We start from the raw sequence: 24,244 nt of genomic DNA on the forward strand, positions 1-24,244 counted from the left end.
CTGCGGTAGGGCAGCATGGGCCTGCAGATGGTTCCAGCCAGAAGTCTCCAGTCGAATGGTTCCAGTCAAACGGTTCCTCTGGGGGCAAACAAACCTTCTGCGAGGCAGTAGATGGTTCGTTTGGGGGCAAACGAACCATCTGACTAGAACCATCTCTGAGAATGACAAGGCGCCATCTGGGAGATGCCTTGTGCTCAATGGCGTACGCTAGGCGGCGCCGCGGGCCAGCCGCGCGGACGCCACAAGGCCGCACAGCGAGATGAAGCTGCAGCACACCATCCCGATGGCCATGGTCAGCGCCGCATTTGAGCCCCAACCCATGAGCGGGCTGATGGCGCTGGCCAGCAAGGACTGCCCAAAGCCCATGATGGCGGACACGCTTCCCGCGCGCGGGCGCATCAGACCAGTGGCCAGCGCGGTGGCGTTGCCCATGATGAAGCCGGTCGGCGCCACGCACGCAAAGAGCACGAGGAGGCACACCCACACCGGGGCGCCAAACAACACCGACAGCAACAAGAGCACCCCACACGCAAGAACGCCGCAAACACCGACGCGCAGCATGACCGCCGGGGAGACCGAATCCATGGCTCGCGAATTCACCAGCGTGGCCATAAAGAGGCCCACGGAGTTGATGCCGAAAACCAGCGAATAGCCCAGCGGCGAAAAGCCCCACTGGTCTTGCACCACGAAGGCCGAGGCCGAGATGTAGCAAAACATCGAGCAGAAACCGAAGGCCATGGTCACCAGGTAGCCCCACACCCGGGCATTGGTCAGGACCGCCCAGTAGTTGCCCGCCACCGTGCGGAACAGCCCGGCGCGGGAGCGCCCACCCGCGGTTTCCGGGACGATGGCAATCGCCAGCACCAACTGCACCGCATGCAGGCCGGCAAGCACCCAAAAGATGCCGCGCCAGCCCAGCGGCTCCGCCAGAACACCGCCGAGCACCGGGGCCACCGCCGGCGCGATGCCCTGCAGCGCCATGAGCAGCGAATAAGCCTTCGCGGCCGCCGCGCCGTGCACGAGGTCAGGTACCACCGCGCGGGCCAGCACCACGCACGCGCCGCCGCCGAGGCCCTGCAGCACGCGGGCGGCCACGAGCACGGTGGCGGTCGGAGCCAGCGCCGCCAGCACGGAGGCAACCAGCGCGAGGGAGGCGCCAGCGATGAGGAGGCGTTTGCGCCCGATGGCGTCGGAAAGCGGGCCCATCACGAGCTGTCCCACGCCCATGCCGATGAAGAAGCCCGAGATAGTCAGCTGGACCATGGCGCGGGTGGTGCCCAGATCGGCGAGGATCTCCGGCATCACCGGCAAATACATATCAGTGGCAAAAGGCGCTGTTGCGGACAACAGCGCCAATGTAGCCAGGAGTGGAAAAGGAATCACGCGTCGCGCTGCTCCAGCACGATGACGCCGAAAGTCCACAGCACCGCGGCCCAACCGAAGAAGACGAGGGCCTCAAATCCTACCGATGACCACGGCGCGTTCTCATCGACATAGTTCACCGCCCAGTTTTGGAAGGCGGTAAAGGGCATGAAGTGAATGGCCTTATCGCCCACCGTCGGCAGCACACGCACGATGTTTTCCAAGCCCAAGTACAAGATGAGGGAAATCGCCACCGTGCCGGCGGTCTGCCGCAACAGCATGCCCAGGCCCTGCACGAAGGCAACCACGCCGAAGGCCGCGAGCGGGAAGGACCACAGCATGTACTTGCCATCCTCGCTGGCAAAGGGCTGGAAAGCCTCCGCCGCCGATTCGTTGGTCGTCATATCCGCCAACACGAAGATGTACACCAGGCTCAAGAAAGCAATGATGGCCGCGATCACGCCGTAGAGCAGCAGCTTGGCACAGGCCACTGTCCAGCGCTTCGGGTTGGCCATGAAGGTCAAAGATTGCGTCTTATAGCGGTATTCCGTGGTCACCACCATCGCGCCCTGGATCATTATGATCGGCATGCCCATGAGCAGGAGGATGGAGCTCAAGGCCCGCTCCTGCAGCGGGCTAATGCCCAACACCGCCTCGCCCGCGTTCAGCGAGTTCAGCAGCGTCCAGCCCGTCACGATGAGAATGATGAGGGCCGTGGTCCACCAGAAGGACTTCGTCGTGCGCAGCTTCGTCCACTCCGCATGCACAGTGTTGAAAAACATTAGCGCTGTACCCCTTCCTTCGGTGCCGCCGCCTGGTACTGCACCGCGCGTTCCGTCATAGCCACGTAGGCCTCTTCCAGCGAGGCGCGGTGGAGCGTCAATTCCGTCAGCGGCACACCCGTGGAATAAGCCAGCTGACCCACGTAATCCGTGGTTTGGTTCGGAATAACCAAGGTGCGGCGCTGCTCCTCATCAACCGACTCGCTATACGTGATGCCGGCCTCCTTCAGCGCCGAGCCGAACTCGCGCAAGTGCTCCGAGCGCACGATAACCGAGGCACTGGAGTTTTCCTTCACAAAGTCATAGGTCCGCTGATTAGCCAAGAGCCTGCCGCGGCCAATCACCACGAGATGGTCCGCGGTTTGCGCCATCTCCGCCAGCAAGTGCGAGGAGATAAGCACCGTGCGGCCCTCCGCCGCCAGCGCCCGCACGAGCGAGCGCACCCAGCGAATACCTTCCGGATCTAGGCCGTTGACCGGCTCATCCAGGATCAGCACGCCCGGATCCCCCAACAGGGCGGCCGCCAGGCCGAGGCGCTGGCCCATACCGAGGGAGAAGCCGCCGGCCTTCTTGCCCGCAACATCGGCCAAGCCCACAAGACCCAGCACCTCGTCGACGCGGGAAGTAGGAATGCCATTAGCCTGCGCCATCCACGTCAGGTGGTTGGCGGCGGTGCGGTTGGCGTGGACGGCTTTGGCGTCGAGAAGCGCGCCCACCTCGCGCAGCGGGTTCTTCAGCTCGCGGTAGGGCTTGCCGTGCACCAGAGCAGTGCCAGCGGTGGGCTTGTCCAAGCCCAGAATCATGCGCATCGTCGTTGATTTTCCAGCGCCGTTTGGTCCCAGAAAGCCGGTCACTTGTCCCGGCTCCACCTGGAAGGTGAGGTCATCGACGGCGCGGACAGACTTGTACTGTTTGGTCAGTCCGGCTACTTCAATCATGCCCTACAGCGTGCCACAGGTTCCCGCCGCGCGCCTGTATCAGCTGCTGATTTCCTCCCAGCGCTCCAGCAAACGCGGCAGCGCTTCCCGGAAGGGAGCCAAGAGCTCTAGCTCTTCTACCTGGCTAAACGGCACCCAGCGCAGCTCGGCGGATTCCGCATTGGCGGTCGTCTCCAGCCGCTGGCCCGAGACAGTCCGCGCCAACACCGTGGTATAGGTCCAGCCTTCCTCGAAAGGCCCGGAGGTGACCAGCGCATCCAGCACCTCGATGTCCGAGGCCGAGATTCCGGTTTCCTCCGCCGTCTCCCTCAGCGCTGCCTGCTCCGGGGACTCCGGCTTATCCCTCGCCCCGCCCGGGATTCCCCAGGTCCCGCCATTATTCGTCCACGTGGCGCGGTGCTGGAGCAATACCTCATCCCCCGCCACCAAGAAAAGGCCAGCAGCTCCAAACTTGCCCCATACCGGCACCCCGCCCGGCCCCTTAGACCAGCCATCACCGGAAAGTTCTGGGTTTACGCGTGTACACATGCCTTCCACGATACGTCAGAAGCAGCCCGCGCCACCCTGCCCCAAATCATCGCGCGACGCGGTCGAGGGCGCTATCCTAAGGGAATGACCGGCCCGGCCACCGAACTGCGCGAGCACTCCCCCGAATCATGGGGCGATCACTGGCTCGATGAAGTCACCGAGCCCGCCAGCCCGGCGTTTGGCCGCCCGACGCAGCTGGCCATGAGCTCCTTCGCCGGCCCCGCGCGCGTCATCCGGCGCCTCTACAGCTTCGCGGCCACCACGCCCGGCAAGCTTTTTACGGTCACCGTCATCCTCACCGTCGCGCTCGCGGCGGCCGGCTTTTCTATGTCCTCTTCCTCGGCCGCTCGGCACGATGATCTGGATACCTTGCTGACCTCCACCGAGCCGATGTCGAATGCGGCGCACCATCTCTACACCAACTTGTCGTTGGCGGATACCGTGGCCACCACCGGCTTCGTGCAGGCGGGCGTGGAGCCGGAGGTGAACCGCAACCGCTATAACGAGGCCATCGATGCCGCCTCCGTCGCCGCCACGCAGGCCATCGTGGGCACCTCCGCGGAGGATGAACGCGTGCGCGAGCTCGTCACCTTTATCCAACGCAAGCTGCCGGTGTATACCGCGCTCGTGGAAAAGGCCCGCGTCAATCACCGCGCGGGCCACGCCGTGGCGAACTCCTATATGTCCAATGCCTCGGCGCTCATGCGGACCCAGATCCTCCCCGCCGCCGCGGAGCTGTTCACCCTGACCTCGGAGAAGGTGAGCCAGCAGCAGCAGCGCCTGACCCGGCCGCAGTGGGTGCCACTATCTGGTCTGGTCGCCGCGCTCATCTTCCTCGGCCTGGCGCAGTGGTGGCTGTGGCGGCTGACCCGCCGGCGCTTCAACCGGGGTTTCGTGGTGGCCACGGGGCTGTTGTTCCTGGCGCTGGTGTGGGCCTCCGCCTCCAACTTCGCCACGTGGGCCTCGGGCCACCAGGGTTTCGAGACGGTGTCGCGCCCCTGGGACTCGCTGACCGCCTCACGCATCGAGGCCCAGCAGATGCGCACCTCGGAGACCCTCGCCTTGGTCCTGCGCTCCTCCCAGCATGACATGTCCGTGCACTTTAATTCCACGGTGTACTCCGTCAACCAGGCCCTGCGGGACTATGAGCAGGCGCTTGTCGACGACGACTTCCCCTCCTCCGATCCCACCCTGATTCCCCGCGCGAAGCAGGCAGTGGAGGATTGGACGACCACGCACGACACCTTCATGGAGGATCTCTCCATGGGTGACTACGATGCCGCGCTGTACCAGGCCACCGCCATCGATCCGGACGGTGACCCCACCGCCGCCAGCGCTTTCAACGCCGTGGATAATTCCTTGGCCGCGCTCATCGACCAGGCCCGCGACGCCATGCGCACCTACCTGGTCCAGGGTCTCAACGCCATGACCATGGTGTCTACCGGCGTGCTCCTGGCTACCTTCGGCGCGATTATCGCCGTGTGGTTGGGAATCCGTCCCCGTCTGCAGGAGTACCTGTGATGCGCCGCCCTACCACGAAACGCCCAGCCTGGACCGTGTCCCTGCTCGTGCTCAGCAGTGTCGTGGCGCTCAGCGCTTGCGAGCCGGAGCCGCCCAGCGCGCCGGATCCCATCCTGCCGTCTACCGCGAACCTCGATTCCACGCCGGGCCCGCCGCTGCCGGAGGACGCCATCATCGAGCCCGCAGGCAGCGGTGAGGTGTCCAAGCAAAGCGATGCCGAAGCCTACGGCTCCTACCGCCCGGACGATAAGACGCCGAAGGAGCGCGTGCCCGAGCTCCTGAAGCGCGGCCGGCTCATCGTGGGCGTGGACCGCTCCAATAACCTGCTCAGCTACCGCGATACCGCCACCGGCGAGGTCCGCGGCTTCGAGGTCGACATCGCCCGCGAGATTGCCCGCGATATCTTTGGGGACCCCAACAAGGTTGACTTCCGCTTCGTGGAGGCCTCCGAGCGCGCGCGTGCCCTCAACGACCGCACGGTGGACATCGTCATCCGCACCATGACGATTAGCCCCACACGCCAGCGCGAAGTCGCCTTCTCCATTCCCTATATGCAAACGGATGCCCGCTTGCTGGTGCTGAAGAACTCCGGCATTCACTCCATCGCGGATACCGCCGGGTTGACCTTGTGCGCGACGAAGGGTTCCACCATGGTGGACGCGATACGCAAGCACGCGCCTACTTCCGATATCTTGGAGACCCGCGCCTGGGGCGATTGCCTCATGGCGCTGCAGCTGGGGCAAACGGACGGCATCGTGGTGGATGATGCCCTGCTCTCCGGGATGCTGGCGCAGGATCGCTACACGGAGATCGTCGGCGATCCCCTCGAAAGCCAAAGCTATGGCGTAGCCGTGCGCAAACCCGATGGCTCTTATGACTCGCGCCCGCTCATCCGCCAGGTCAACTCCACGCTGGAGCGCATCCGCAAGGACGGGACCTGGCAGAAGCTCTTCAGCACGTGGTTGGGGGATTATATGGAACAGCCTTTGCTCCCGGCACCGAAGTACCTCGATGAGACTCCACCCGCGACGGAATCGCAGCCGAGTTCCCCAACCAGCAACCAGCCCGGTGAGAAGAAGGAGGGGCACTAATGTCGCACCGCTTCAGCGAGGATGAGCTCGACCACCTCACGCCCGAAGAGCACGAGACTGCGCAGCCCAAAGCCGCAGATCCCGCAGCCGTGGAGCCCGAAGCTCCTGCCGACGCCACCCAGGCCGTGCGCTTCGATCCCTTCGCCGATGAGGAGGACGATTTTTCGGAGGACCACCACCTCACCGCGTCGCCCGCGGAATCCGGCGGCCAGAACGCAGCAGCGCCCGGCGCCAACAACGCGGAAGCCTCAGACCGCACCGCGGCAGTCCCCTTCGATCCCTTCGCGGATGACCTCGAGGAAGAGGAGGACCTCGGCGCCACCGGCGCCGTCCTCTCCCCAGCGGACCGCCCCGGCGCGCATGGCACCGCGACGGGCAAACCCGACGACGGCGAATACGTCGATTCGGATAACATCGCGGCACTCATCGAGGAGCTGGGGCAGCTGCGTGATCGTCGCAAAGCAGAGGACCCCTCGCGGGCCTCGCGACGCCGCGCGCTCGATACCTTCCGCCAGCGCCGCGCCACCAAGCGCACCGACCGCGAGGTGGCCGATGGCATGGCCACCTTGCCCTTCGTGGTCCCGGTAGATCCCAGCGAGGCGCTCATCGATCCGAAGGATGCGCCCCGCGCCGCACCCCCGCAGCTCAAGCCGGGCGACATGGTGGCCGGCCAGTATGAAATCCTCGGCGTGCTCGCCCATGGCGGGTTGGGGTGGATCTACCTGGCCAATGACCACTTCGTCTCCGGGCGCATCGTGGTGCTCAAGGGCATGCAATCCACCAACTCCGCCGAAGAGACAGCGACTGCGGAGGCGGAGCGCGAGTTCCTCGCGGACATCACACACCCGAATATCGTGAAGATTTTCAACTTCATCGATGACCCCCGCGTCCCCGGCGGCTTCATCGTCATGGAATACGTGGGCGGCCCCTCGCTCAAGCAGCGCCGCAACGACCAAGTCAATGACCGCTTCCCGGTCGACACCGCGATTGCCTACATCCTGGAAATCCTGCCCGCCCTGGACTACCTGCATGCCCGCGGCGTGGTCTACAACGATTTGAAGCCCTCCAACATCATCGTCACCGAGGACCAGGTCAAGCTCATCGATCTGGGCGCGGTCTCCGGCATCGGCGCCTTCGGCCACATCTATGGCACACAGGGTTTCCAGGCCCCGGAGATCGCCACCCAGGGCCCCTCGGTGGCCAGCGATATTTACTCCATCGGCCGTACACTGGCCTGCTTGACGTTGAAGCTTCCGGTGGAGGATGGCGTCTACAGGCCCGGCCTACCCTCCCCCACCGAGGAGCCGCTGCTGCGCCGCTACCTCTCCTTCTACCGCCTGCTGTTGCGCGCTACCGATCCTGACCCGGAGCAGCGCTTCGCGTCCGTGTCCGAGCTCCGCAACCAGCTCTTCGGAGTGCTGCGTGAGGTCATCGCGCTGCGCGATGGCATCCAGCACCCAGCCCAACACTCCGTCTTCTCCCCGCAGCGTACGACCTTCGGCACGAAGCACCTGGTCTTCCGCACCGACCAGCTCATCGACGGCATCGACCGCACCGTGCGCATCACCGCCCCCGAGGTAGTCTCCGCGCTGCCCATCCCGCTCATCGTCCGCTCCGATATCGGCGCCCCGCTGCTGCAGGGTTCCTCCTATACCGAGCCACAGGAAGCGCTGGAGACCCTGCGCCAGGCCATGCAGACCCCGGAGTACGAGGAGTCCGCGGAGATTCCCCTCGGCGTGGTGCGCGCCATGATTGATCTGGGATACATCGGCCAGGCACGCGAGTGGCTGACCTCCATCGAGGAGCGCTTGGGCAAGGACTGGCGCTTCCACTGGTACTCGGGCGTGACCGAGCTGCTGCTGGATAAGTACCGCGAGGCCCAGGCCCATTTCGCCCACGTCCTCGACGTGCTGCCCGGTGAGGCCGCCCCGAAGCTGGCCATCGGCGCGGTCAACGAGCTCATCCTGCAGCAGCTGGGTTTTTCGGAAGCCGCGCTTATCGACGCCTCCGTCGCCCGCGCCTGCGCCAACCTCACTACGTCGCTGGCGGATCTGCCCAACGACGCTTTCGAAGATCAGCCCGGCATCTGGGACCACGTCACCGACGATCCGGCCCACCTGCGCTTCAACTCGCTGCGCCTCTACGGCATCGTGTGGGCCACGAACCCGACGACGGTCTCCTCCGCCTTCGGCCTGGCCCGCCAGCTGCGCGCTGAGCACCAGGTTGAGCTCGCCGTGGCCACCTTGGATAGGGTGCCCAATGCATCGCGCCACCACCGCATGGCCCGCTTGACCACGGTCCTGCAGCTCATCGTGCACGATCTCTCCGAGTCCCGCATCCGCCGTGCCGCCCGCCGCTTGGAGGAGATTCCGCAGAACGAGCCGCGCTTCTTGCAGATCAAGATTGCGGTCATCTCCGCCGGGCTGACCTTCTTGCGCGAGGCAGACCTCGACGCCGCTGCCTCCCCCAACGATCTCTTCGAGTTCCCCTTTACCCAGCGCGGCCTGCGCTATGGCCTGGCGGATACCTTGCGGGCACTAGCCCGCCAGGCACCGTTCGCCCGCCACCGCTACGCGCTGGTGGACTTGGCCAATAAGGTCCGCCCGGTCACGATGTTCTAGGTGCCGGCTTTCGCCGGCACGTAGAACTAGTACAGGCCCGCCTCCCGGGCCATGGCCGCGATGCCCGCGGACTTCTGCGCGATGGCCAGTTCCTCGTTGGTCGGCACCACGAAGACCTTGACCTGGGATTCCGCGGTCGAAATCATGCGCGGCTCCTTCGAGCGCACGAGGTTGGCTTCCTTATCGAAGTCAATGCCGTACATGTCCAGGTTGTACAGCGAATCCTGGCGGACCTCGGTATCGTTCTCGCCCACACCGGCGGTAAACGTAATCGCGTCCACGCGGCCCAGCGCAATCATGTATGCACCGATGAAGCGGCGCAGCTGGTGGATGTAGATGTTGTAAGCCAGCCAGGCGTCCTGGTCCTCGTTGTTGATGCGCTCGCGCAGCACGCGGAAGTCGTTGACACCCGCAATGCCCTTCACACCGGAGCGCTTGTTCAAGAGGTTATCGATCTCATCGATCGACATGCCTGCCTCACGCGAGAGGTGGAAGATGATACCCGGGTCAATATCGCCCGAGCGGGTGCCCATGGCCAGACCCGCCAGCGGGGTCAGGCCCATCGAGGTATCGATCGGGCGGCCGTTGCGAATCGCCGCCGCCGAGGCACCGTTGCCCAGGTGCAGCGTGATCTGGTGGACGTGGCCCGGGTCGCGGTCCAGCAGCTTCGGCACCTGCTGGGAGACGAACTCGTGGGAGGTTCCGTGGAAGCCGTAGCGGCGGATATCGTACTGCGAGGCCACATCGTTATTGATGGCATAGAGCGCGGCCGCCGGCGGCATGTGGTTGAAGAAGGCCGTATCGAAGACCGCCACGTGCGGGATATCCGGCAGCAGCTTGCGCGCCACGCGGATGCCATCCAGGTTCGCCGGGTTGTGCAGCGGCGCGAGCGGGATGAGGTCCTCGATCATGGACTCAATCTGGTCCACGATGAGCTGCGGCTCGCTGAACAGGCGCCCACCGTGCACAACGCGGTGGCCCACGGCGATGACCTCCACGTCCGTCGGGCCCACGCCGTGCTCGTGCATGATGCCGAAGGCGCGGTCGAGGCCGAAGGAGTGGGTAGGAATCTCCAGCTCTTCCTTGTATTCCTCACCGCCCGTCTTGACGGTCACCGCACCCTGCGGCTCACCGACCTGCTCCACCAAGCCGGAGACCAGCGGGGTATCCGTGGCCGAGCTTTCCGGGTCCACCAGCTGGAATTTAACCGAGGAGGAACCCGAGTTGAGAACGAGTACGTACGCCATCTACTTCACCCCTGCCTGAATTGCGGTAATAGCCACCGTGTTGATGATGTCCGGAACGGTCGCGCCGCGCGAAAGGTCATTGACCGGCTTGTTCAGCCCCTGCAGAATCGGGCCCACCGCCAGCGCGCCACCGGTGCGCTGCGCCGTCTTATAACCAATGTTGCCGGCCTCCAGGTCCGGGAAGACGAAGACCGTAGCCTTACCCGCAACGGCGGATTCCGGCGCCTTCTTGGCGGCCACGCCAGGGTCACAGGCAGCGTCGAACTGCAGCGGACCATCCACCGCCACGGAGGAATCGATGCCGCGAGCCACCTCGACGGCCTGCGTCACCTTCTCCACGTCCGGGCCAGCGCCCGAGGTACCCGTCGAGTAGGACAGCAGCGCCACGCGCGGGTCTAGGCCAAACTGCGCGGCGGTCTGCGCAGAGACGATGGCGATCTCGCCGAGCTGCTCCGGGGTCGGGTTCGGGTTCACCGCGCAATCACCAAAGGCCCACAGGCGGCCTGGCATCACCATGAGGAAGATGGAGGAGACCACGGAGGCCTCCGGCTTGGTCTTAATGATCTGGAAGGAAGGCTTAATGGTGTGCGCCGTGGTGTGAGCCGCGCCGGAGACCATGCCATCGGCCAAGCCCTTGTGCACCATCATCGTGGCGAAGTAGGACACGTCCTTCATGGTCTCGCGCGCCTGCTCCAGCGTCACGCCCTTCTTCTTACGCAGCTCCGCAAAGTCCGCTGCGAATTCCTCCGCCAACGGGGATTCCAGGTGGTTGATGATCTCCACACCGCTCAGGTCGATCCCGAGTTCCTGGGCGCGCTTTTCGACGTCCCCGTCACCCAAAATCGTCAGCTTCGCCACCTTGCCCTTGATGAGCTCCCCCGCGGCCTGAAGGATGCGATCATCTTCGCCCTCCGGCAGCACGATGTGCGCACCGATTTCGCGGGCCTGATCCAGAAGCTGCTTCTGGAAGAGCTCGGCGCACATATAGGGCTCGATGTCCTCCAAGGAGGAAATCGCACTGGGAACGGAGGAGACGTCGCCCACCGCGCCCACCACGGTGGCGCCCACCGAGCGCGCGTGCTCAAGCGCCAGCTCCGCGGCGCGGTCAGGCGCATCGGAAACCAGCACGAAGGGCAGGCCCAGAGCGGCCGCGGCCTTGGCGTCAAAGTCCATAACGCCTGTGCCCTGAAGGACCAGGTTGCCCGCGGGGGCGTTGTCCAAAACCTCGCTGAGCGTGGTTCCCAAGTCATCGACCTGGGCGAAGGTGGCTCCTAGTTCCTGAGCCACAGCAGCAACGTCCAAACCGTCGAAGCCGCGCCCGATGACGCTGATAAAGGCAGAATTGCGTGAGGACTTGGCGGTCATGACCAACCTTTCTCTGCATAGAAGGTGTGTACCCGGGATCACAATTTGGGACACACAGTGACACTACGACACTTTCACAGTACGGGAACACACCCTTGCTCGCCGCCCGCTTGACGCTTTTCCTCATCAACTTCCCAGGCCACCGACACCTAAGCCGGGGCCAAAGTGTGCTATCCCACAGAAACTTGTCTCCCGTGAGCACCTCGGAGTAGGCTCCTAACCAGGATTGTTACTTCGGGCAAGACCTAGGCTCCCCACTCTTAGCCGCGTGGGGATGGTTCGCTATGAACCATTGTGGCCTAGGTCTTTTGTGGTTTTCACAGGCCCTTAACTCGCGAAAGGATTCTCATGTCGACTGATACTCGCTCGGCAGCCGAGGCCATCCTGGATGGCATCGGCGGGGCGGAGAACATCACCTCTCTCACGCACTGCGCCACCCGCCTGCGCTTTGAGCTGGCTGATGCCTCCAAGGCAGACAAGGAAGCACTCGAGTCCATCCCCAAGGTCATGGGTGCCGTGCCCCAGGGCGGCCGCAACTATCAGGTTGTCATCGGCGGAGACGTGGCCACCGTCTATGACGAGATCAAGGCCCTCCCGCAGATGAAGAACCGCAACCAGTCCGGCGGCCAATCTAATGACGATGTCAAGGCCGCCGCCCGCGCCAAGTCCAAGGGCAAGCTGCCGTGGATGGACGCCTTCTTCGAGTACCTTTCTGACTCCTTCCGCCCGATTCTGGGCGTGCTGCTGGGCGCTTCCCTCATCATCGCCTTCGCCTCCGTCCTGGATGCTTTCGGCGTCGTGGACTTCCGTTCCCCGGACAAGCCGGCCTCCTGGTTCTTCGTGGACGCCATGTGGCGCTCCGTGTTCTACTTCCTGCCGGTGATGGTGGCCTACAACGCTGGTAAGAAGCTGCGCATCGACCCGTGGGTCCCGGCCACCATCATGGCGGCGCTCTTCACCCCGGAGTTCCTGAACCTCTCAGAAAACCCCGCCGTCCAGTGCGTCACCAACGACACCCTCGGCGCTGAGCAGTGCTCCATCGAAATCTTCGGCATGACCATGCAGCTGCAGGACTACGGCGGAAACGTCTTCGTCCCGCTCATCATGGCTGCCGTCGCCGCGCTCTTCTACAAGGGCTTCCAGAAGATCATCCCGTCCGCGGTGCACATGGTCTTCGTTCCCTTCCTGACCCTGCTCTTCCTCATCCCGCTGACCGCCTTCATCATTGGCCCGTTCGGCGTGTGGGCCGGTAACGGCATTGGCGCTGGCCTGTCCTGGATGAATGACAACGCCCCGTTCGTCTTCGCCCTGGCCATCCCGATGCTCTACCCGTTCCTCGTCCCGCTGGGCCTGCACTGGCCGCTCAACGCCCTCATGCTGGTCAACATCCAGACCTTGGGCTATGACTTCATCCAGGGTCCCATGGGCGCATGGAACTTCGCCTGCTTCGGCGCCACCGCTGGCGTGCTGGCACTGTCCATTCGTGACCACGACACCGTGATGCGCCAGACCTCCGGCTCTGCCCTCCTGGCTGGCCTGCTCGGCGGCGTGTCCGAGCCTTCCCTCTACGGTATCCACCTGCGCTACAAGAGGATTTACCCGCGCATGCTGGTGGGCTGCTTCGCTGGTGGCCTGACCGTGGCCCTGTTGACCCTGGGCACGAACGGCATTACTACCGACGCCTTCGTCTTCACCTCCCTGCTGACCATCCCGGTCTTCACCCCGATGGCCAAGTACGCCATCGCCATCGCAGTGGCCTTCTTCGTGGCCTTCTTCCTCATCCTCTTCACCGACTACCGCACCCCGGAGGAGCGCGCTGAGGCTAAGGCCGCCCGCGAGGCAGCCGAGAAGGCCGAGCTCGACAACGCCAACACCGCCGACAACGCCGCGCTTGCCGACGCCCCCGCAGCAACCGCCGCTGCCGGCGCTGACGCCCCGGCCAAGGCCGCTGAGCCTGCCGCTGGCACCACCACCGACATCGCCTCCCCGGCTGCCGGCAAGGTTGTTCCCATGGCTGATATCGATGACCCGGTCTTCTCCGCCGGCACCCTGGGCGACGGCGTGGGCATCGTCCCCGAAAACAACGACGTCTACTCCCCAGTGAGCGGCACGATTGTCAGCGCCATGAAGACGGGGCATGCCTACGGCATCAAGACTGAGGACGGCGTCGAGGTCCTCGTCCACATCGGTATCAACACCGTCAAGATGAAGGGCGAAGGTTTCGCTCCGGCTGTCAAGAAGGGCGACACGGTCAAGCAGGGCGAGCTGCTTGCCACCGTTGACTTCGCCAAGGTCACCGAAGCCGGCTACGACACCACCATCGTCCTTGCCGTGACCAACACCAAGGCGCTGTCCGCCGTCACTCCGGCTGGCCTCAACCAAGCCTCCGCTGGCGACACGGTCATCACCACGACCCGCTAAAGGACCCACTAGGGAACCTTTAGCACGCCTTTAACGACCCCTGACTAAGCTGGCTCGATGGAACCACCATCGTGGCCGGCTTTAGTCGTTTTAACCTCAACCAGAAAGGTGCCCTGTGCAACTGTTGCGAGTGTTTAATAACAACGTCGTTCTCGCACGGCGCGGCGCGGAGGACGTCATCGTCACCGGCCGTGGCATTGGCTTCCAGGCTCACCCCGGCACTGAGGTTGACCCCGCCAAGGTGGTCAAGGTCTTCGTCCCGGATTCTGGCCGCGACCCGGACCACATGGCTGCCATGATCGCCGGCATTCCCGGCGAATACGTGCAGCTGGTCATCGACGCCATGCATTCCGTCGACATGTCTGAGGCACTGCGCAGCAAGCTCACTTTGGTCGTGGCGATTGCGGACCACATCCACGGTGCCGTCAACCGCGGCAACGCCGTGTCTTATCCCCTCGAAGCTGAGGTGCGCCACCTCTACTCCGATGACTTTGCCCTCGCACAGCAGCTACTCACCGCCATCAATGGTGGCCTGCATAAGCCGTTGGCTCCCGACGAGGCCGTGGCCATCACCCTGCACTTGGTCAACGCCGGCTTCGCAGTGGGAGATCTCTCCGGCACCTACCGCATGACGGGTCTGATTCAGCAGATCCTGGCTGTTATCGGCTCGCACAACGATACGGAGCTTAATAGCGAGGACATCTCCGTCGCCCGCTTCATCACGCACCTGCGTTACCTCTTCGTGCGCATGGCGGAGCACCAGCAGCTCGACTCCGACGACCGCCAGGTGGCCACCGCCATCTCCGCCCGCTACCCCGATGCCGTCGAGACCGCCCAGATGGTAGCTAACCTAATTGAGCTGCGCCTCGACAGCGCACTAACCCCCGATGAAGTCTCCTACCTGACGCTGCACATCGCGCGTCTGGAGGAGGCCTCCGCCTAAGCCATCACCCCGCTTAGGCGATTCACCAACCAGGCTAAACCGCCGGCGCCTCGACCGCGCCCTCAGCGGGCGCGTCAACAACACCATCTGCCGGCGCCTCAGCACCGCCTTCCACGGGTGCCACCGGCTCTGCCACGGTGATGATGTTGTCCTCGTAGCCCAGTTCGCCACCGACGAACTTGCCGCCACAGGTGATGAGGACCAGACGGTTTTCTCCCTCCGTGTCATTGACCACGTCTGGGAATCCCGCGCCCTTCGGCAGACGGTACGGCGCCTCCGTCACACGGAACTTGCGCTCCTCACCGTCAATGAAAACGGTGAACTCCTGCCCTTGCTCCAGGGTGGTGAACTTCTCCGCAAAGCCCGTTCCCTGACCCTGGTAGTTGATGTGGCCGGTGATAACGCTGGAGCCCACCGGGCCAGCCTCGCCCGGTACTGCGGAGGCGGAATACCAACCCAAGCGCTGCACATCGCGCGGCGGGATCAGCATGCCGGTATCCGTAACCTGAATCGGGTCCACGGCGGCGAACTCATCGTTAATGCCCAGGGACATGGCACCAAAGCCACGGAACTCACCCGGTGCGGCATCAATCTCCTGATCCTGCTCACCGGAGTCATCCACGAAGGGATCATTGTTCGTCGTGGGTGCGGCAGACTCAGAGCTTTGCGACGTCTCCGCCGAATCCCCCGCATTGTCTTCCGCGGAATCATCGCCATTGCGGCCTGCATAGATCACCAGCTGCACGATGACCAAGATGATCGCAATGAGCGCCACCAGACCAATGAGGAGCTTCTTGTTGCCCTTCTTCGATTCGCCCGCTGCCTGCTCCTCACCGGCACGGTGCTTCCCCGCGGCTGTCTCCCCGGCAGCCTCGCCCGTGGAATCGGCGGGGTATTCCGGAATATCGTTCTGCTGGCTTTCGTCAGCCATAATCTCTGCTCCTTGTGACTGTCTTCTAGTTATGGGCGTCTAGCTTCTAAAAGTCTTCGCTATGGGGTTTCGTTGTAAACAATAGTCTAAGAGTCATACGACGAATCCCCTCCAGCGTTTTCACCCTGGAGGGGATTGTCCTAATCATTTCCTGCCCCTACCACGCCCAGCCGGTGAGGGCCGGGATGGTGTTGCAGTGCGGACTACTTGATGAAGTCCTGCATGCCTGGGTCAAGCTGGGTTGCACCGGAAGGTACGTGCTTGATCTCCACGCGGTGCGTGTTGGACGGCACCGGCTGACCGAAGTCCTGCGGCTGGTTAGCAGCATCCTCCGGCGGGGTTGCGTCCAGGACGGTAACCTCGCGGTCATCGCGGCCGGTGTTGTCGTGGGACTCACCGTGGTTGTTGCCACCATCATGTCCGCCGTTGCCACCGTTGTGGCCACCGTCGGTGATGATCTTGATCAGGCCCAGACCCGGGATGAGCAGCAGCCACCACGGCAGGTCCTTCTTCGAGCTGCCCTTGTCTCCGTCATTGTCCTTGCCGTCGCCCTTATCCGGGGTATCGGAAGGCTTGTCGGAGTCAGAGGTAACCGTCTGGTTCTTGTCGTTGATGTCCTTGTGCTCAGCAATATGGTTCGGGTTCTCCGGATCAGTACCCGGAGTCTCCTCGCCCTTGTCGTTGACCTCAACCGAAGTCAACTCCTCGAAAGCAACCGCAGCCTCAACCGGCTCCGTCACAGACTCATCAACGATGATCTCAACGACAACCTCACCGTTAGCAGACTCCGGAGTAAAGGTCTTCTCACCCTCACCCAGAACGGTCTTACCGTCCTCCTTGGAAATCAGCTCAGCAAACAGGATGTATTCCTTACCCGGAACCAGGTTCTCGTAGGTAACACGGTCGTTGACCTGCGCACCAGCAACAACCTGGGTTGCACCGTTAGCAAAGTCAGCATTCGTCGAAATCTTCGGCTTGCCAGACTCATCATCGCCCGACTTCGGAACCGTCTGGTTCTTGTCGTTGATGTCCTTGTGCTCAGCAATATGGTTCGGGTTCTCCGGATCAGTATCCGGAGTGTCCTCGCCCTTGTCGTTGACCTCAACCGAAGTCAACTCCTCAAAAGCAACCGCAGCCTCAACCGGCTCCTTCACAGACTCATCAACGATGATCTCAACAACAACCTCACCGTTAGCAGACTCCGGAGTAAAGGTCTTCTCACCCTCACCCAGAACGGTCTTGCCGTCCTCCTTAGAAATCAGCTCAGCAAACAGGATGTATTCCTTACCCGGAACCAGGTTCTCATAGGTAACACGGTCGTTGACCTGCGCACCAGCAACAACCTGGGTTGCACCGTTAGCAAAGTCAGCATTCGTCGAAATCTTCGGCTTGCCAGACTCATCATCGCCCGACTTCGGAACCGTCTGGTTCTTGTCGTTGATGTCCTTGTGCTCAGCAATATGGTTCGGGTTCTCCGGATCAGTATCCGGAGTGTCCTCGCCCTTGTCGTTGACCTCAACCGAAGTCAACTCCTCAAAAGCAACCGCAGCCTCAACCGGCTCCGTCACAGACTCATCAACGATGATCTCAACGACAACCTCACCGTTAGCAGACTCCGGAGTAAAGGTCTTCTCACCCTCACCCAGAACGGTCTTACCGTCCTCCTTAGAAATCAGCTCAGCAAACAGGATGTATTCCTTACCCGGAACCAGGTTCTCATAGGTAACACGGTCGTTGACCTGCGCACCAGCAACAACCTCGGTTGCACCGTTAGCAAAGTCAGCATTCGTCGAAATCTTCGGCTTGCCAGACTCATCATCGCCCGACTTCGGAACCGTCTGGTTCTTATCGTTGATGTCCTTGTGCTCAGCAATATGGTTCGGGTTCTCCGGATCAGTACCCGGAGTCTCCTCGCCCTTGTCGTTGACCTCAACCGAAGTCAACTCCTCAAAAGCAACCGCAGCCTCAACCGGCTCCGTCACAGACTCATCAACGATGATCTCAACAACAACCTCACCGTTAGCAGACTCCGGAGTAAAGGTCTTCTCACCCTCACCCAGAACGGTCTTGCCGTCCTCCTTAGAAATCAGCTCAGCGAACAGAGTGTATTCCTTACCCGGAACCAGGTTCTCATACGTCACCGTATCGTTAACCTGCGCACCAGCAACAACCTGGGTTGCACCGTTAGCAAAGTCAGCATTCGTCGAAATCTTCGGCTTACCAGACTCATCACCCGGCTCACGCGGAGTCGTGGACTCAGACGGCTCCTCACCAGGCTTATCCGGCGTGGTGGACTCACACGGGTCATTCGGGGTCGTGGACTCACCCGGCTTACCCGGAGTGGTCGACTCGCCAGGCTTGCCCGGAGTGGTGGACTCACCCGGGTTGTTCGGAGTGGTCTCCTCGCCCGGCTTAGACGGGGTCGTGGACTCACAGGTCTCGTCACCCGGCTTGTTCGGAGTCGTCGACTCAGACGGCTCAGTGGTCTTCTCAGTCGTCTTCGGAGTCGTCGACTCAGATGGCTCCTCACCAGGCTTATCCGGGGTCGTAGACTCACACGGATCGTTCGGAGTGGTGGACTCACCCGGCTTACCCGGAGTGGTCGACTCACCAGGCTTGCCCGGAGTCGTTGACTCGCCCGGATTATTCGGGGTAGTCTCCTCGCCCGGCTTAGACGGGGTCGTGGACTCGCAAGTCTCGTCGCCCGGCTGCTCCGGCGTGGTGGACTCAGACGGCTCATCCTTAGAGGTCACAGTCTGAGCCTTATCATTGATGTCCTCGTGCTTAGCAATGTCGTTCGGGTTCTCCGGATCAGTACCCGGAGTCTCCTCGCCCTTGTCGTTGACCTCAACCGAAGTCAACTTCTCAAAAGCAACCGCAGCCTCAACCGGCTCCTTGACGGACTCATCAACAGTGATCTCAACAACGGTCTTACCGTTAGCGGTCTCCGGAGTAAAGGTCTTCTCACCCTCACCCAGAACGGTCTTGCCGTCCTCCTTGGAAATCAGCTCAGCATTAAGGGTGTATTCCTTACCCGGAACCAGGTTCTTGTACGTCACCGTATCGTTAACCTGCGCACCAGCAACAACCTGGGTTGCACCGTTAGCAAAGTCAGCATTCGTCGAAATCTTCGGCTTACCAGACTCATCACCTGGCTTACCCGGAGTCGTCGACTCAGACGGCTCCGTCGTCTTCGGAGTGGTCGACTCGCCCGGGTTCTCCGGAGTGGTGGACTCATCCGGGTTCTCCGGAGTGGTGGACTCATCCGGGTTCTCCGGAGTGGTGGACTCATCCGGGTTCTCCGGAGTGGTGGACTCATCCGGGTTCTCCGGAGTCGTCGACTCGCCCGGCTGCTCCGGCGTGGTGGACTCAGACGGCTCATCCTTAGAGGTCACAGTCTGAGCCTTATCATTGATGTCCTCGTGCTTAGCAATGTCGTTCGGGTTCTCCGGATCAGTACCCGGAGTCTCCTCGCCCTTGTCGTTGACCTCAACCGAAGTCAACTTCTCAAAAGCAACCGCAGCCTCAACCGGCTCCTTGACGGACTCATCAACAGTGATCTCAACAACGGTCTTACCGTTAGCGGTCTCCGGAGTAAAGGTCTTCTCACCCTCACCCAGAACGGTCTTGCCGTCCTCCTTGGAAATCAGCTCAGCATTAAGGGTGTATTCCTTACCCGGAACCAGGTTCTTGTACGTCACCGTATCGTTAACCTGCGCACCAGCAACAACCTGGGTTGCACCGTTAGCGAAGTCAGCATTCGTCGAAATCTTCGGCTTACCAGACTCATCACCTGGCTTACCCGGAGTCGTCGACTCAGACGGCTCCGTCGTCTTCGGAGTGGTCGACTCGCCCGGGTTCTCCGGAGTGGTGGACTCATCCGGGTTCTCCGGAGTGGTGGACTCATCCGGGTTCTCCGGAGTCGTCGACTCGCCCGGCTGCTCCGGCGTGGTGGACTCAGACGGCTCATCCTTAGAGGTCACAGTCTGAGCCTTATCATTGATGTCCTCGTGCTTAGCAATGTCGTTCGGGTTCTCCGGATCAGTACCCGGAGTCTCCTCGCCCTTGTCGTTGACCTCAACCGAAGTCAACTCCTCAAAAGCAACCGCAGCCTCAACCGGCTCCTTCACAGACTCATCAACAGTGATCTCAACAACGGTCTTACCGTTAGCAGACTCCGGAGTAAAGGTCTTCTCACCCTCACCCAGAACGGTCTTGCCGTCCTCCTTGGAAATCAGCTCAGCATTAAGGGTGTATTCCTTACCCGGAACCAGGTTCTTGTACGTCACCGTATCGTTAACCTGCGCACCAGCAACAACCTGGGTTGCACCGTTAGCGAAGTCAGCATTCGTCGAAATCTTCGGCTTACCAGACTCATCACCTGGCTTACCCGGAGTCGTCGACTCAGACGGCTCCGTCGTCTTCGGAGTGGTCGACTCGCCCGGGTTCTCCGGAGTGGTGGACTCATCCGGGTTCTCCGGAGTCGTCGACTCGCCCGGCTTGTTCGGCGTGGTGGACTCAGACGGCTCATCCTTAGAGGTCACAGTCTGAGCCTTATCATTGATGTCCTCGTGCTTAGCAATGTCGTTCGGGTTCTCCGGATCAGTACCCGGAGTCTCCTCGCCCTTGTCGTTGACCTCAACCGAAGTCAACTTCTCAAAAGCAACCGCAGCCTCAACCGGCTCCTTGACGGACTCATCAACAGTGATCTCAACAACGGTCTTACCGTTAGCGGTCTCCGGAGTAAAGGTCTTCTCACCCTCACCCAGAACGGTCTTGCCGTCCTCCTTGGAAATCAGCTCAGCATTAAGGGTGTATTCCTTACCCGGAACCAGGTTCTTGTACGTCACCGTATCGTTAACCTGCGCACCAGCAACAACCTGGGTTGCACCGTTAGCGAAGTCAGCATTCGTCGAAATCTTCGGCTTACCAGACTCATCACCTGGCTTACCCGGAGTCGTCGACTCAGACGGCTCCGTCGTCTTCGGAGTGGTGGACTCATCCGGGTTCTCCGGAGTGGTGGACTCATCCGGGTTCTCCGGAGTGGTGGACTCATCCGGGTTCTCCGGAGTGGTGGACTCATCCGGGTTCTCCGGAGTCGTCGACTCGCCCGGCTGCTCCGGCGTGGTGGACTCAGACGGCTCATCCTTAGAGGTCACAGTCTGAGCCTTATCATTGATGTCCTCGTGCTTAGCAATGTCGTTCGGGTTCTCCGGATCAGTACCCGGAGTCTCCTCGCCCTTGTCGTTGACCTCAACCGAAGTCAACTTCTCAAAAGCAACCGCAGCCTCAACCGGCTCCTTGACGGACTCATCAACAGTGATCTCAACAACGGTCTTACCGTTAGCGGTCTCCGGAGTAAAGGTCTTCTCACCCTCACCCAGAACGGTCTTGCCATCTTTCTTGGAAATCAGCTCAGCGTTAAGGGTGTACTTCTTACCCGGAACCAGACCCTCATAGGTCACCGTGTCCTCAACCTTTGCCCCAGCAACAACCTGAGTCGAACCCTCAGCAAACTTAGCCTGAGTTCCGATCGACGGCTCTACAGACTCATCGTCTGGAAGACCAGGTTGATCCGGCGGCATAACTCGCTGACCGTGGGGATCTCCCCCTGGCTTCCCATCAGGTCCAATAATGGTGATGTAAGCGCCCTCAGGAGCCTTTGGAACCATCACGGATGGATCACGAACAAATTCGACAGCAAATCCATCACTGTTTCTTGTGGTCTTTATCTCGAAGCCAGTAAGCTGTTTAAACTCTTCTGCACTTCCGCCATCATTCTTGAAGTACGGATACCACTCATTCCCAAATGGTTCGTTGTATTTGTAGTCATCACCGGTAATGGTCAGAGCTGCAACCTTCCGGTGAAGCGAATTAGAACCAAGAAGCGCAGCCAGATATACCGCGTAGGTTCGCACAGCGGCCTTATCGTTTCGCTTGAGTGCATCCTGCTGCTTCATAGCTACATTGATAGCGGCATCCCGGAACTCCTCGGGAATCGGAGCCTTTACCGCAGTTGATGCATCATATTTACTATTATTCTGCATCGGAATCGAAGCAGTAGCATCGATACACCATGCCCAGCCTACATTGTTGGCCTTGTTTCCTTTGTGATAGTAAGTACTAGCCGGTTTTCCGGCCCACACCAGCGGTCCCCAAGATGTATCAGTAACGGGATCGTCAGTCTTTTCACCCATAGTCATATTCGGCTTGAAGTCGGTCGGCTCAGCCGCACCGGCCTTCGTCCAGGGAACGGTGACCATGGCCGCAATCACTGCTATTGCTGTGAAAACAGCAGTAAGGACCATCCACCCCTCTCTGGAGATATTCCTTAATTTACTCATCGTTTCCTCTTCGAATGATGTGAATGTCTACAAGTTGTTCTGCACAGCAGTAAGTTTCCGCTGAGACAATCTGAAATCTGGACGTAGGTTTTTACACCCTGACCGGCGATTCTCCTTAAGAATCTCACGTACTCTTATAGTCCACTCAGGATGCTATCATCACTCACAGCTAGTCGCAAGATAGTTGATTGCTGCATAACTTTTCCTTATGCCCCCATAGGGCTATATTTTAGCAGGTAAAACGTGCTGTACGCTTGACCTTTAGGCCGTTTTTCGCCAATTTGTTCGCCCAAATGTTGACACGGCACATAACTCAGATTTTCTTAGATTTCTCCATTTAAAATTTCTTAAGTTTTTGCATAAGCATTTCCTTAAGGCGGCACTACGCCAACTAGATTCCTCGGCGGAAGATGGCTCGCGCGCATCACTCTGGCCCGCCGACAAGTAGCCCCCAGAAATGCACAGAAGTGGCCGTGCGTAACACGCGGCCACTTCAATCACATCCAGTACCCCGCTCTCCAGTCAGGGCGCGGGGCACCATTCCCCTTAACTTATAACGTCACTGTTTCTTTAATCGTCGGTGGAGCGGATGAGTTTCGGGTCGACGTCGACAACCGGCTCCGGGACCTCAATTAGCTCAATGTCGGAGACGGCATTGGCAGTCGGCTCCACGGGCTGTGAATCACCGTGGACGGTTCGATCAGCGTTCGGCCCCACAGTGATCTTTCCGGCTGCGAGCGCTGCCCTGTCGCGGGCGGTCTCAACGTCCTCGGCAGTCGTAGCCACCATGCCCATGCGGCGGCCGGCGTATGCCCAGGGCTTGCCAAACAGGCGCACGTCGGTCTCTTCATAGGATAGGGCGGTGTCGAGGCCGGTGAAGGAGACGTCGTCAAGCTCTGCGTCCGCGTGCAGGATGACCGCAGCACCGGGGCTGACCATCGTCACGTCAATGGGGAAGCCCAAGATCGCGCGGACGTGCAGCTCAAATTCAGAGAAGCGCTGCGTGTATCCGGTCAGCATGGCGGTATCCAAAGGACGCGGTGAGACGGAGGAGAAGTACACCTCATCGCCCGCCACGAAGAGCTCAACGCCGTAGACACCGCGCCCGCCCAACTCATTAGAGATACGCGCCGCAACGGAGCGTGCGTTCGCCAGGGCGTCCTCACTCATCGCCATGGGCTGCCAGGACTCCACCAAGTCACCGTTCTCGTGGCGGTGACCAATGGGCTCGCTAAACCACGTAGCCATCTTGCCCGTAGCTGGGTCGACGGAGCGCACGGCAAGCAGCGTGACCTCATAGTCAAAGTCAACGAAGCGCTCCACCACCACGCGCTTGTTATCGGAGGACACGTGGCGCACCATGGCCCAGGCTTCCTCCACGTCCTCTTCTTCCTTAAGAAGGACGTGCCCCTTGCCGGAGGTCGTAATATCCGGCTTCACGATGCACGGCAGTCCCAACTCCCCCACCGCCTCCTGCAGCTGTTCAGCGGACTCAGCAAAGCGATAGGCAGTTACGGGCAGGCCGATGCTCTCAGCCACCTCACGCACGCTCTCGCGGCACTGTGTCAGCTCACAGGCCCGCGCCGTCGGCACGACGGTGGTGCCGAATTCCTCGATACGCTTCAGCGCCTCCACCGCGACGGTCTCCACTTCCGGGACCACATAGTCCGGTTTGATGCGCTCTGTAAGCTCCCACACCTTGTGCGGGTCCCTGATGTCTGCGATGTAGCTAAAGTGCGCGAGCTGCTGCGCGGGTGCTCCTGCGTAGCGGTCCACGGCGTGGACTTCTAGCCCTAAGTTCTGAAAGGCAATTACCAACTGCTTGCCCAGCTCTCCCGCCCCCAAAAGAAGCACCTTGGTGGCGTTTCCTGTCAGAGGGGTTCCGATGTGGCCTGCGATGTCGCCTACGGTAGTCATTCTCGAATTATCGCACACTTCTGGTGCTGCATTGCTTGGCGACGTCCCCCAAACCCCCACCTACCCATTCTCACCGTTTCCCCCACACGAGCACCAGCGCACAACACGCCCTTGCCCCAGGATCACCAAAGCCCCCTCCCCCACCGCAGGGAAACGGTGGGAAAGGGGGCTTGGTCTTTAGACTGACCTTCTATGTGTCAGCCGGCCCCTAAGGGCCGACTGGCCCTCGGTGT

Annotated in this window: 14 protein-coding genes; 5 read left to right on the top strand and 9 right to left on the bottom strand. The window is 61.4% G+C overall.

Annotated elements, in window-relative coordinates:
• Window positions 1-207 precede the first annotated feature (207 nt).
• The 4 genes from R3O64_RS11410 to R3O64_RS11425 are packed head-to-tail and all read right to left on the bottom strand — an operon-like array spanning window position 208 to window position 3,610.
• Window positions 208-1,383 (bottom strand): multidrug effflux MFS transporter, encoded by a 1,176-nt coding sequence (locus R3O64_RS11410; RefSeq protein ID WP_339016937.1) that lies wholly within the window; start codon window positions 1,381-1,383, stop codon window positions 208-210.
• Window positions 1,380-2,144 (bottom strand): ABC transporter permease, encoded by a 765-nt coding sequence (locus tag R3O64_RS11415; RefSeq protein ID WP_339016938.1) that lies wholly within the window; start codon window positions 2,142-2,144, stop codon window positions 1,380-1,382. Before R3O64_RS11415 ends, R3O64_RS11410 begins: the two co-directional genes overlap by 4 nt.
• Window positions 2,144-3,082 (bottom strand): ABC transporter ATP-binding protein, encoded by a 939-nt coding sequence (locus tag R3O64_RS11420; RefSeq protein WP_339016939.1) that lies wholly within the window; start codon window positions 3,080-3,082, stop codon window positions 2,144-2,146. The genes R3O64_RS11415 and R3O64_RS11420 overlap by 1 nt, the downstream gene beginning before the upstream one ends.
• A 39-nt stretch (window positions 3,083-3,121) precedes the next feature.
• Window positions 3,122-3,610, bottom strand: coding sequence for an NUDIX hydrolase (locus R3O64_RS11425; RefSeq protein ID WP_339016940.1), 489 nt, complete (start codon window positions 3,608-3,610; stop codon window positions 3,122-3,124).
• An 84-nt stretch (window positions 3,611-3,694) separates the two neighbouring features.
• On the opposite strand from R3O64_RS11425, the gene R3O64_RS11430 reads away from it, so the two are divergent.
• Genes R3O64_RS11430 through R3O64_RS11440 form a run of 3 tightly spaced genes read left to right on the top strand, consistent with a single transcriptional unit; the run spans window position 3,695 to window position 8,843 of the window.
• Window positions 3,695-5,131 (top strand): hypothetical protein, encoded by a 1,437-nt coding sequence (locus tag R3O64_RS11430; RefSeq protein ID WP_339016941.1) that lies wholly within the window; start codon window positions 3,695-3,697, stop codon window positions 5,129-5,131.
• A complete protein-coding gene (locus tag R3O64_RS11435; RefSeq protein WP_339017561.1) occupies window positions 5,131-6,222 on the top strand; it encodes a glutamate ABC transporter substrate-binding protein in 1,092 nt (363 codons plus the stop codon). Before R3O64_RS11430 ends, R3O64_RS11435 begins: the two co-directional genes overlap by 1 nt.
• Window positions 6,222-8,843, top strand: a complete 2,622-nt coding sequence (locus R3O64_RS11440; RefSeq protein WP_250224357.1) for a tetratricopeptide repeat protein — start codon at window positions 6,222-6,224, stop codon at window positions 8,841-8,843. The genes R3O64_RS11435 and R3O64_RS11440 overlap by 1 nt, the downstream gene beginning before the upstream one ends.
• A 26-nt stretch (window positions 8,844-8,869) precedes the next feature.
• Here R3O64_RS11440 and R3O64_RS11445 read toward each other — a convergent pair whose 3' ends face one another.
• Together R3O64_RS11445 and pta are read right to left on the bottom strand one after the other, a co-directional pair.
• Complete coding sequence (locus tag R3O64_RS11445; RefSeq protein WP_070521625.1) at window positions 8,870-10,090, bottom strand: acetate kinase; 1,221 nt, start codon at window positions 10,088-10,090, stop codon at window positions 8,870-8,872.
• Entirely contained in the window at window positions 10,091-11,455 is a 1,365-nt protein-coding gene (gene pta / locus R3O64_RS11450; RefSeq protein ID WP_101736082.1) for a phosphate acetyltransferase, read from the bottom strand.
• A 348-nt stretch (window positions 11,456-11,803) separates the two neighbouring features.
• On the opposite strand from pta, the gene R3O64_RS11455 reads away from it, so the two are divergent.
• Window positions 11,804-13,876 (top strand): glucose PTS transporter subunit IIA, encoded by a 2,073-nt coding sequence (locus R3O64_RS11455; RefSeq protein WP_339016943.1) that lies wholly within the window; start codon window positions 11,804-11,806, stop codon window positions 13,874-13,876.
• Between the two features lie 115 nt (window positions 13,877-13,991).
• Window positions 13,992-14,819 carry a PRD domain-containing protein gene (locus R3O64_RS11460; protein WP_101736084.1) on the top strand — a complete coding sequence of 276 codons (828 nt, stop codon included), beginning with the start codon at window positions 13,992-13,994 and terminating at the stop codon, window positions 14,817-14,819.
• 34 nt (window positions 14,820-14,853) lie between these two features.
• Here the strand turns inward: R3O64_RS11460 and R3O64_RS11465 are convergent, their stop codons facing one another.
• The 3 genes from R3O64_RS11465 to purT form a co-directional block, all read right to left on the bottom strand.
• Window positions 14,854-15,750 carry a class F sortase gene (locus tag R3O64_RS11465; protein WP_101736085.1) on the bottom strand — a complete coding sequence of 299 codons (897 nt, stop codon included), beginning with the start codon at window positions 15,748-15,750 and terminating at the stop codon, window positions 14,854-14,856.
• Window positions 15,751-15,953: 203 nt separating this feature from the next.
• Window positions 15,954-22,013 carry a VaFE repeat-containing surface-anchored protein gene (locus R3O64_RS11470; RefSeq protein ID WP_339016944.1) on the bottom strand — a complete coding sequence of 2,020 codons (6,060 nt, stop codon included), beginning with the start codon at window positions 22,011-22,013 and terminating at the stop codon, window positions 15,954-15,956.
• A 651-nt stretch (window positions 22,014-22,664) separates the two neighbouring features.
• Window positions 22,665-24,011: a formate-dependent phosphoribosylglycinamide formyltransferase gene (gene purT, locus R3O64_RS11475; RefSeq protein WP_144677244.1), complete on the bottom strand. Its 1,347-nt coding sequence runs from the start codon at window positions 24,009-24,011 to the stop codon at window positions 22,665-22,667.
• Window positions 24,012-24,244: the final 233 nt, after the last annotated feature.

The organism is Corynebacterium hesseae, assembly GCF_037850265.1.
Classification (GTDB): Bacteria; Actinomycetota; Actinomycetes; order Mycobacteriales; family Mycobacteriaceae; genus Corynebacterium; species Corynebacterium hesseae.

Bases quoted from the DNA above. Each gene is read 5' to 3' on its own strand.
- R3O64_RS11430 (WP_339016941.1), top strand. From the start codon at position 3,695: ATGACCGGCCCGGCCACCGAACTGCGCGAGCACTCCCCCGAATCATGG.
- R3O64_RS11465 (WP_101736085.1), bottom strand. From the start codon at position 15,750: ATGGCTGACGAAAGCCAGCAGAACGATATTCCGGAATACCCCGCCGAT.
- R3O64_RS11420 (WP_339016939.1), bottom strand. From the start codon at position 3,082: ATGATTGAAGTAGCCGGACTGACCAAACAGTACAAGTCTGTCCGCGCC.
- R3O64_RS11455 (WP_339016943.1), top strand. From the start codon at position 11,804: ATGTCGACTGATACTCGCTCGGCAGCCGAGGCCATCCTGGATGGCATC.
- R3O64_RS11440 (WP_250224357.1), top strand. From the start codon at position 6,222: ATGTCGCACCGCTTCAGCGAGGATGAGCTCGACCACCTCACGCCCGAA.
- pta (WP_101736082.1), bottom strand. From the start codon at position 11,455: ATGACCGCCAAGTCCTCACGCAATTCTGCCTTTATCAGCGTCATCGGG.
- R3O64_RS11445 (WP_070521625.1), bottom strand. From the start codon at position 10,090: ATGGCGTACGTACTCGTTCTCAACTCGGGTTCCTCCTCGGTTAAATTC.
- R3O64_RS11415 (WP_339016938.1), bottom strand. From the start codon at position 2,144: ATGTTTTTCAACACTGTGCATGCGGAGTGGACGAAGCTGCGCACGACG.
- R3O64_RS11470 (WP_339016944.1), bottom strand. From the start codon at position 22,013: ATGGTCACCGTTCCCTGGACGAAGGCCGGTGCGGCTGAGCCGACCGAC.
- purT (WP_144677244.1), bottom strand. From the start codon at position 24,011: ATGACTACCGTAGGCGACATCGCAGGCCACATCGGAACCCCTCTGACA.
- R3O64_RS11435 (WP_339017561.1), top strand. From the start codon at position 5,131: ATGCGCCGCCCTACCACGAAACGCCCAGCCTGGACCGTGTCCCTGCTC.
- R3O64_RS11425 (WP_339016940.1), bottom strand. From the start codon at position 3,610: ATGTGTACACGCGTAAACCCAGAACTTTCCGGTGATGGCTGGTCTAAG.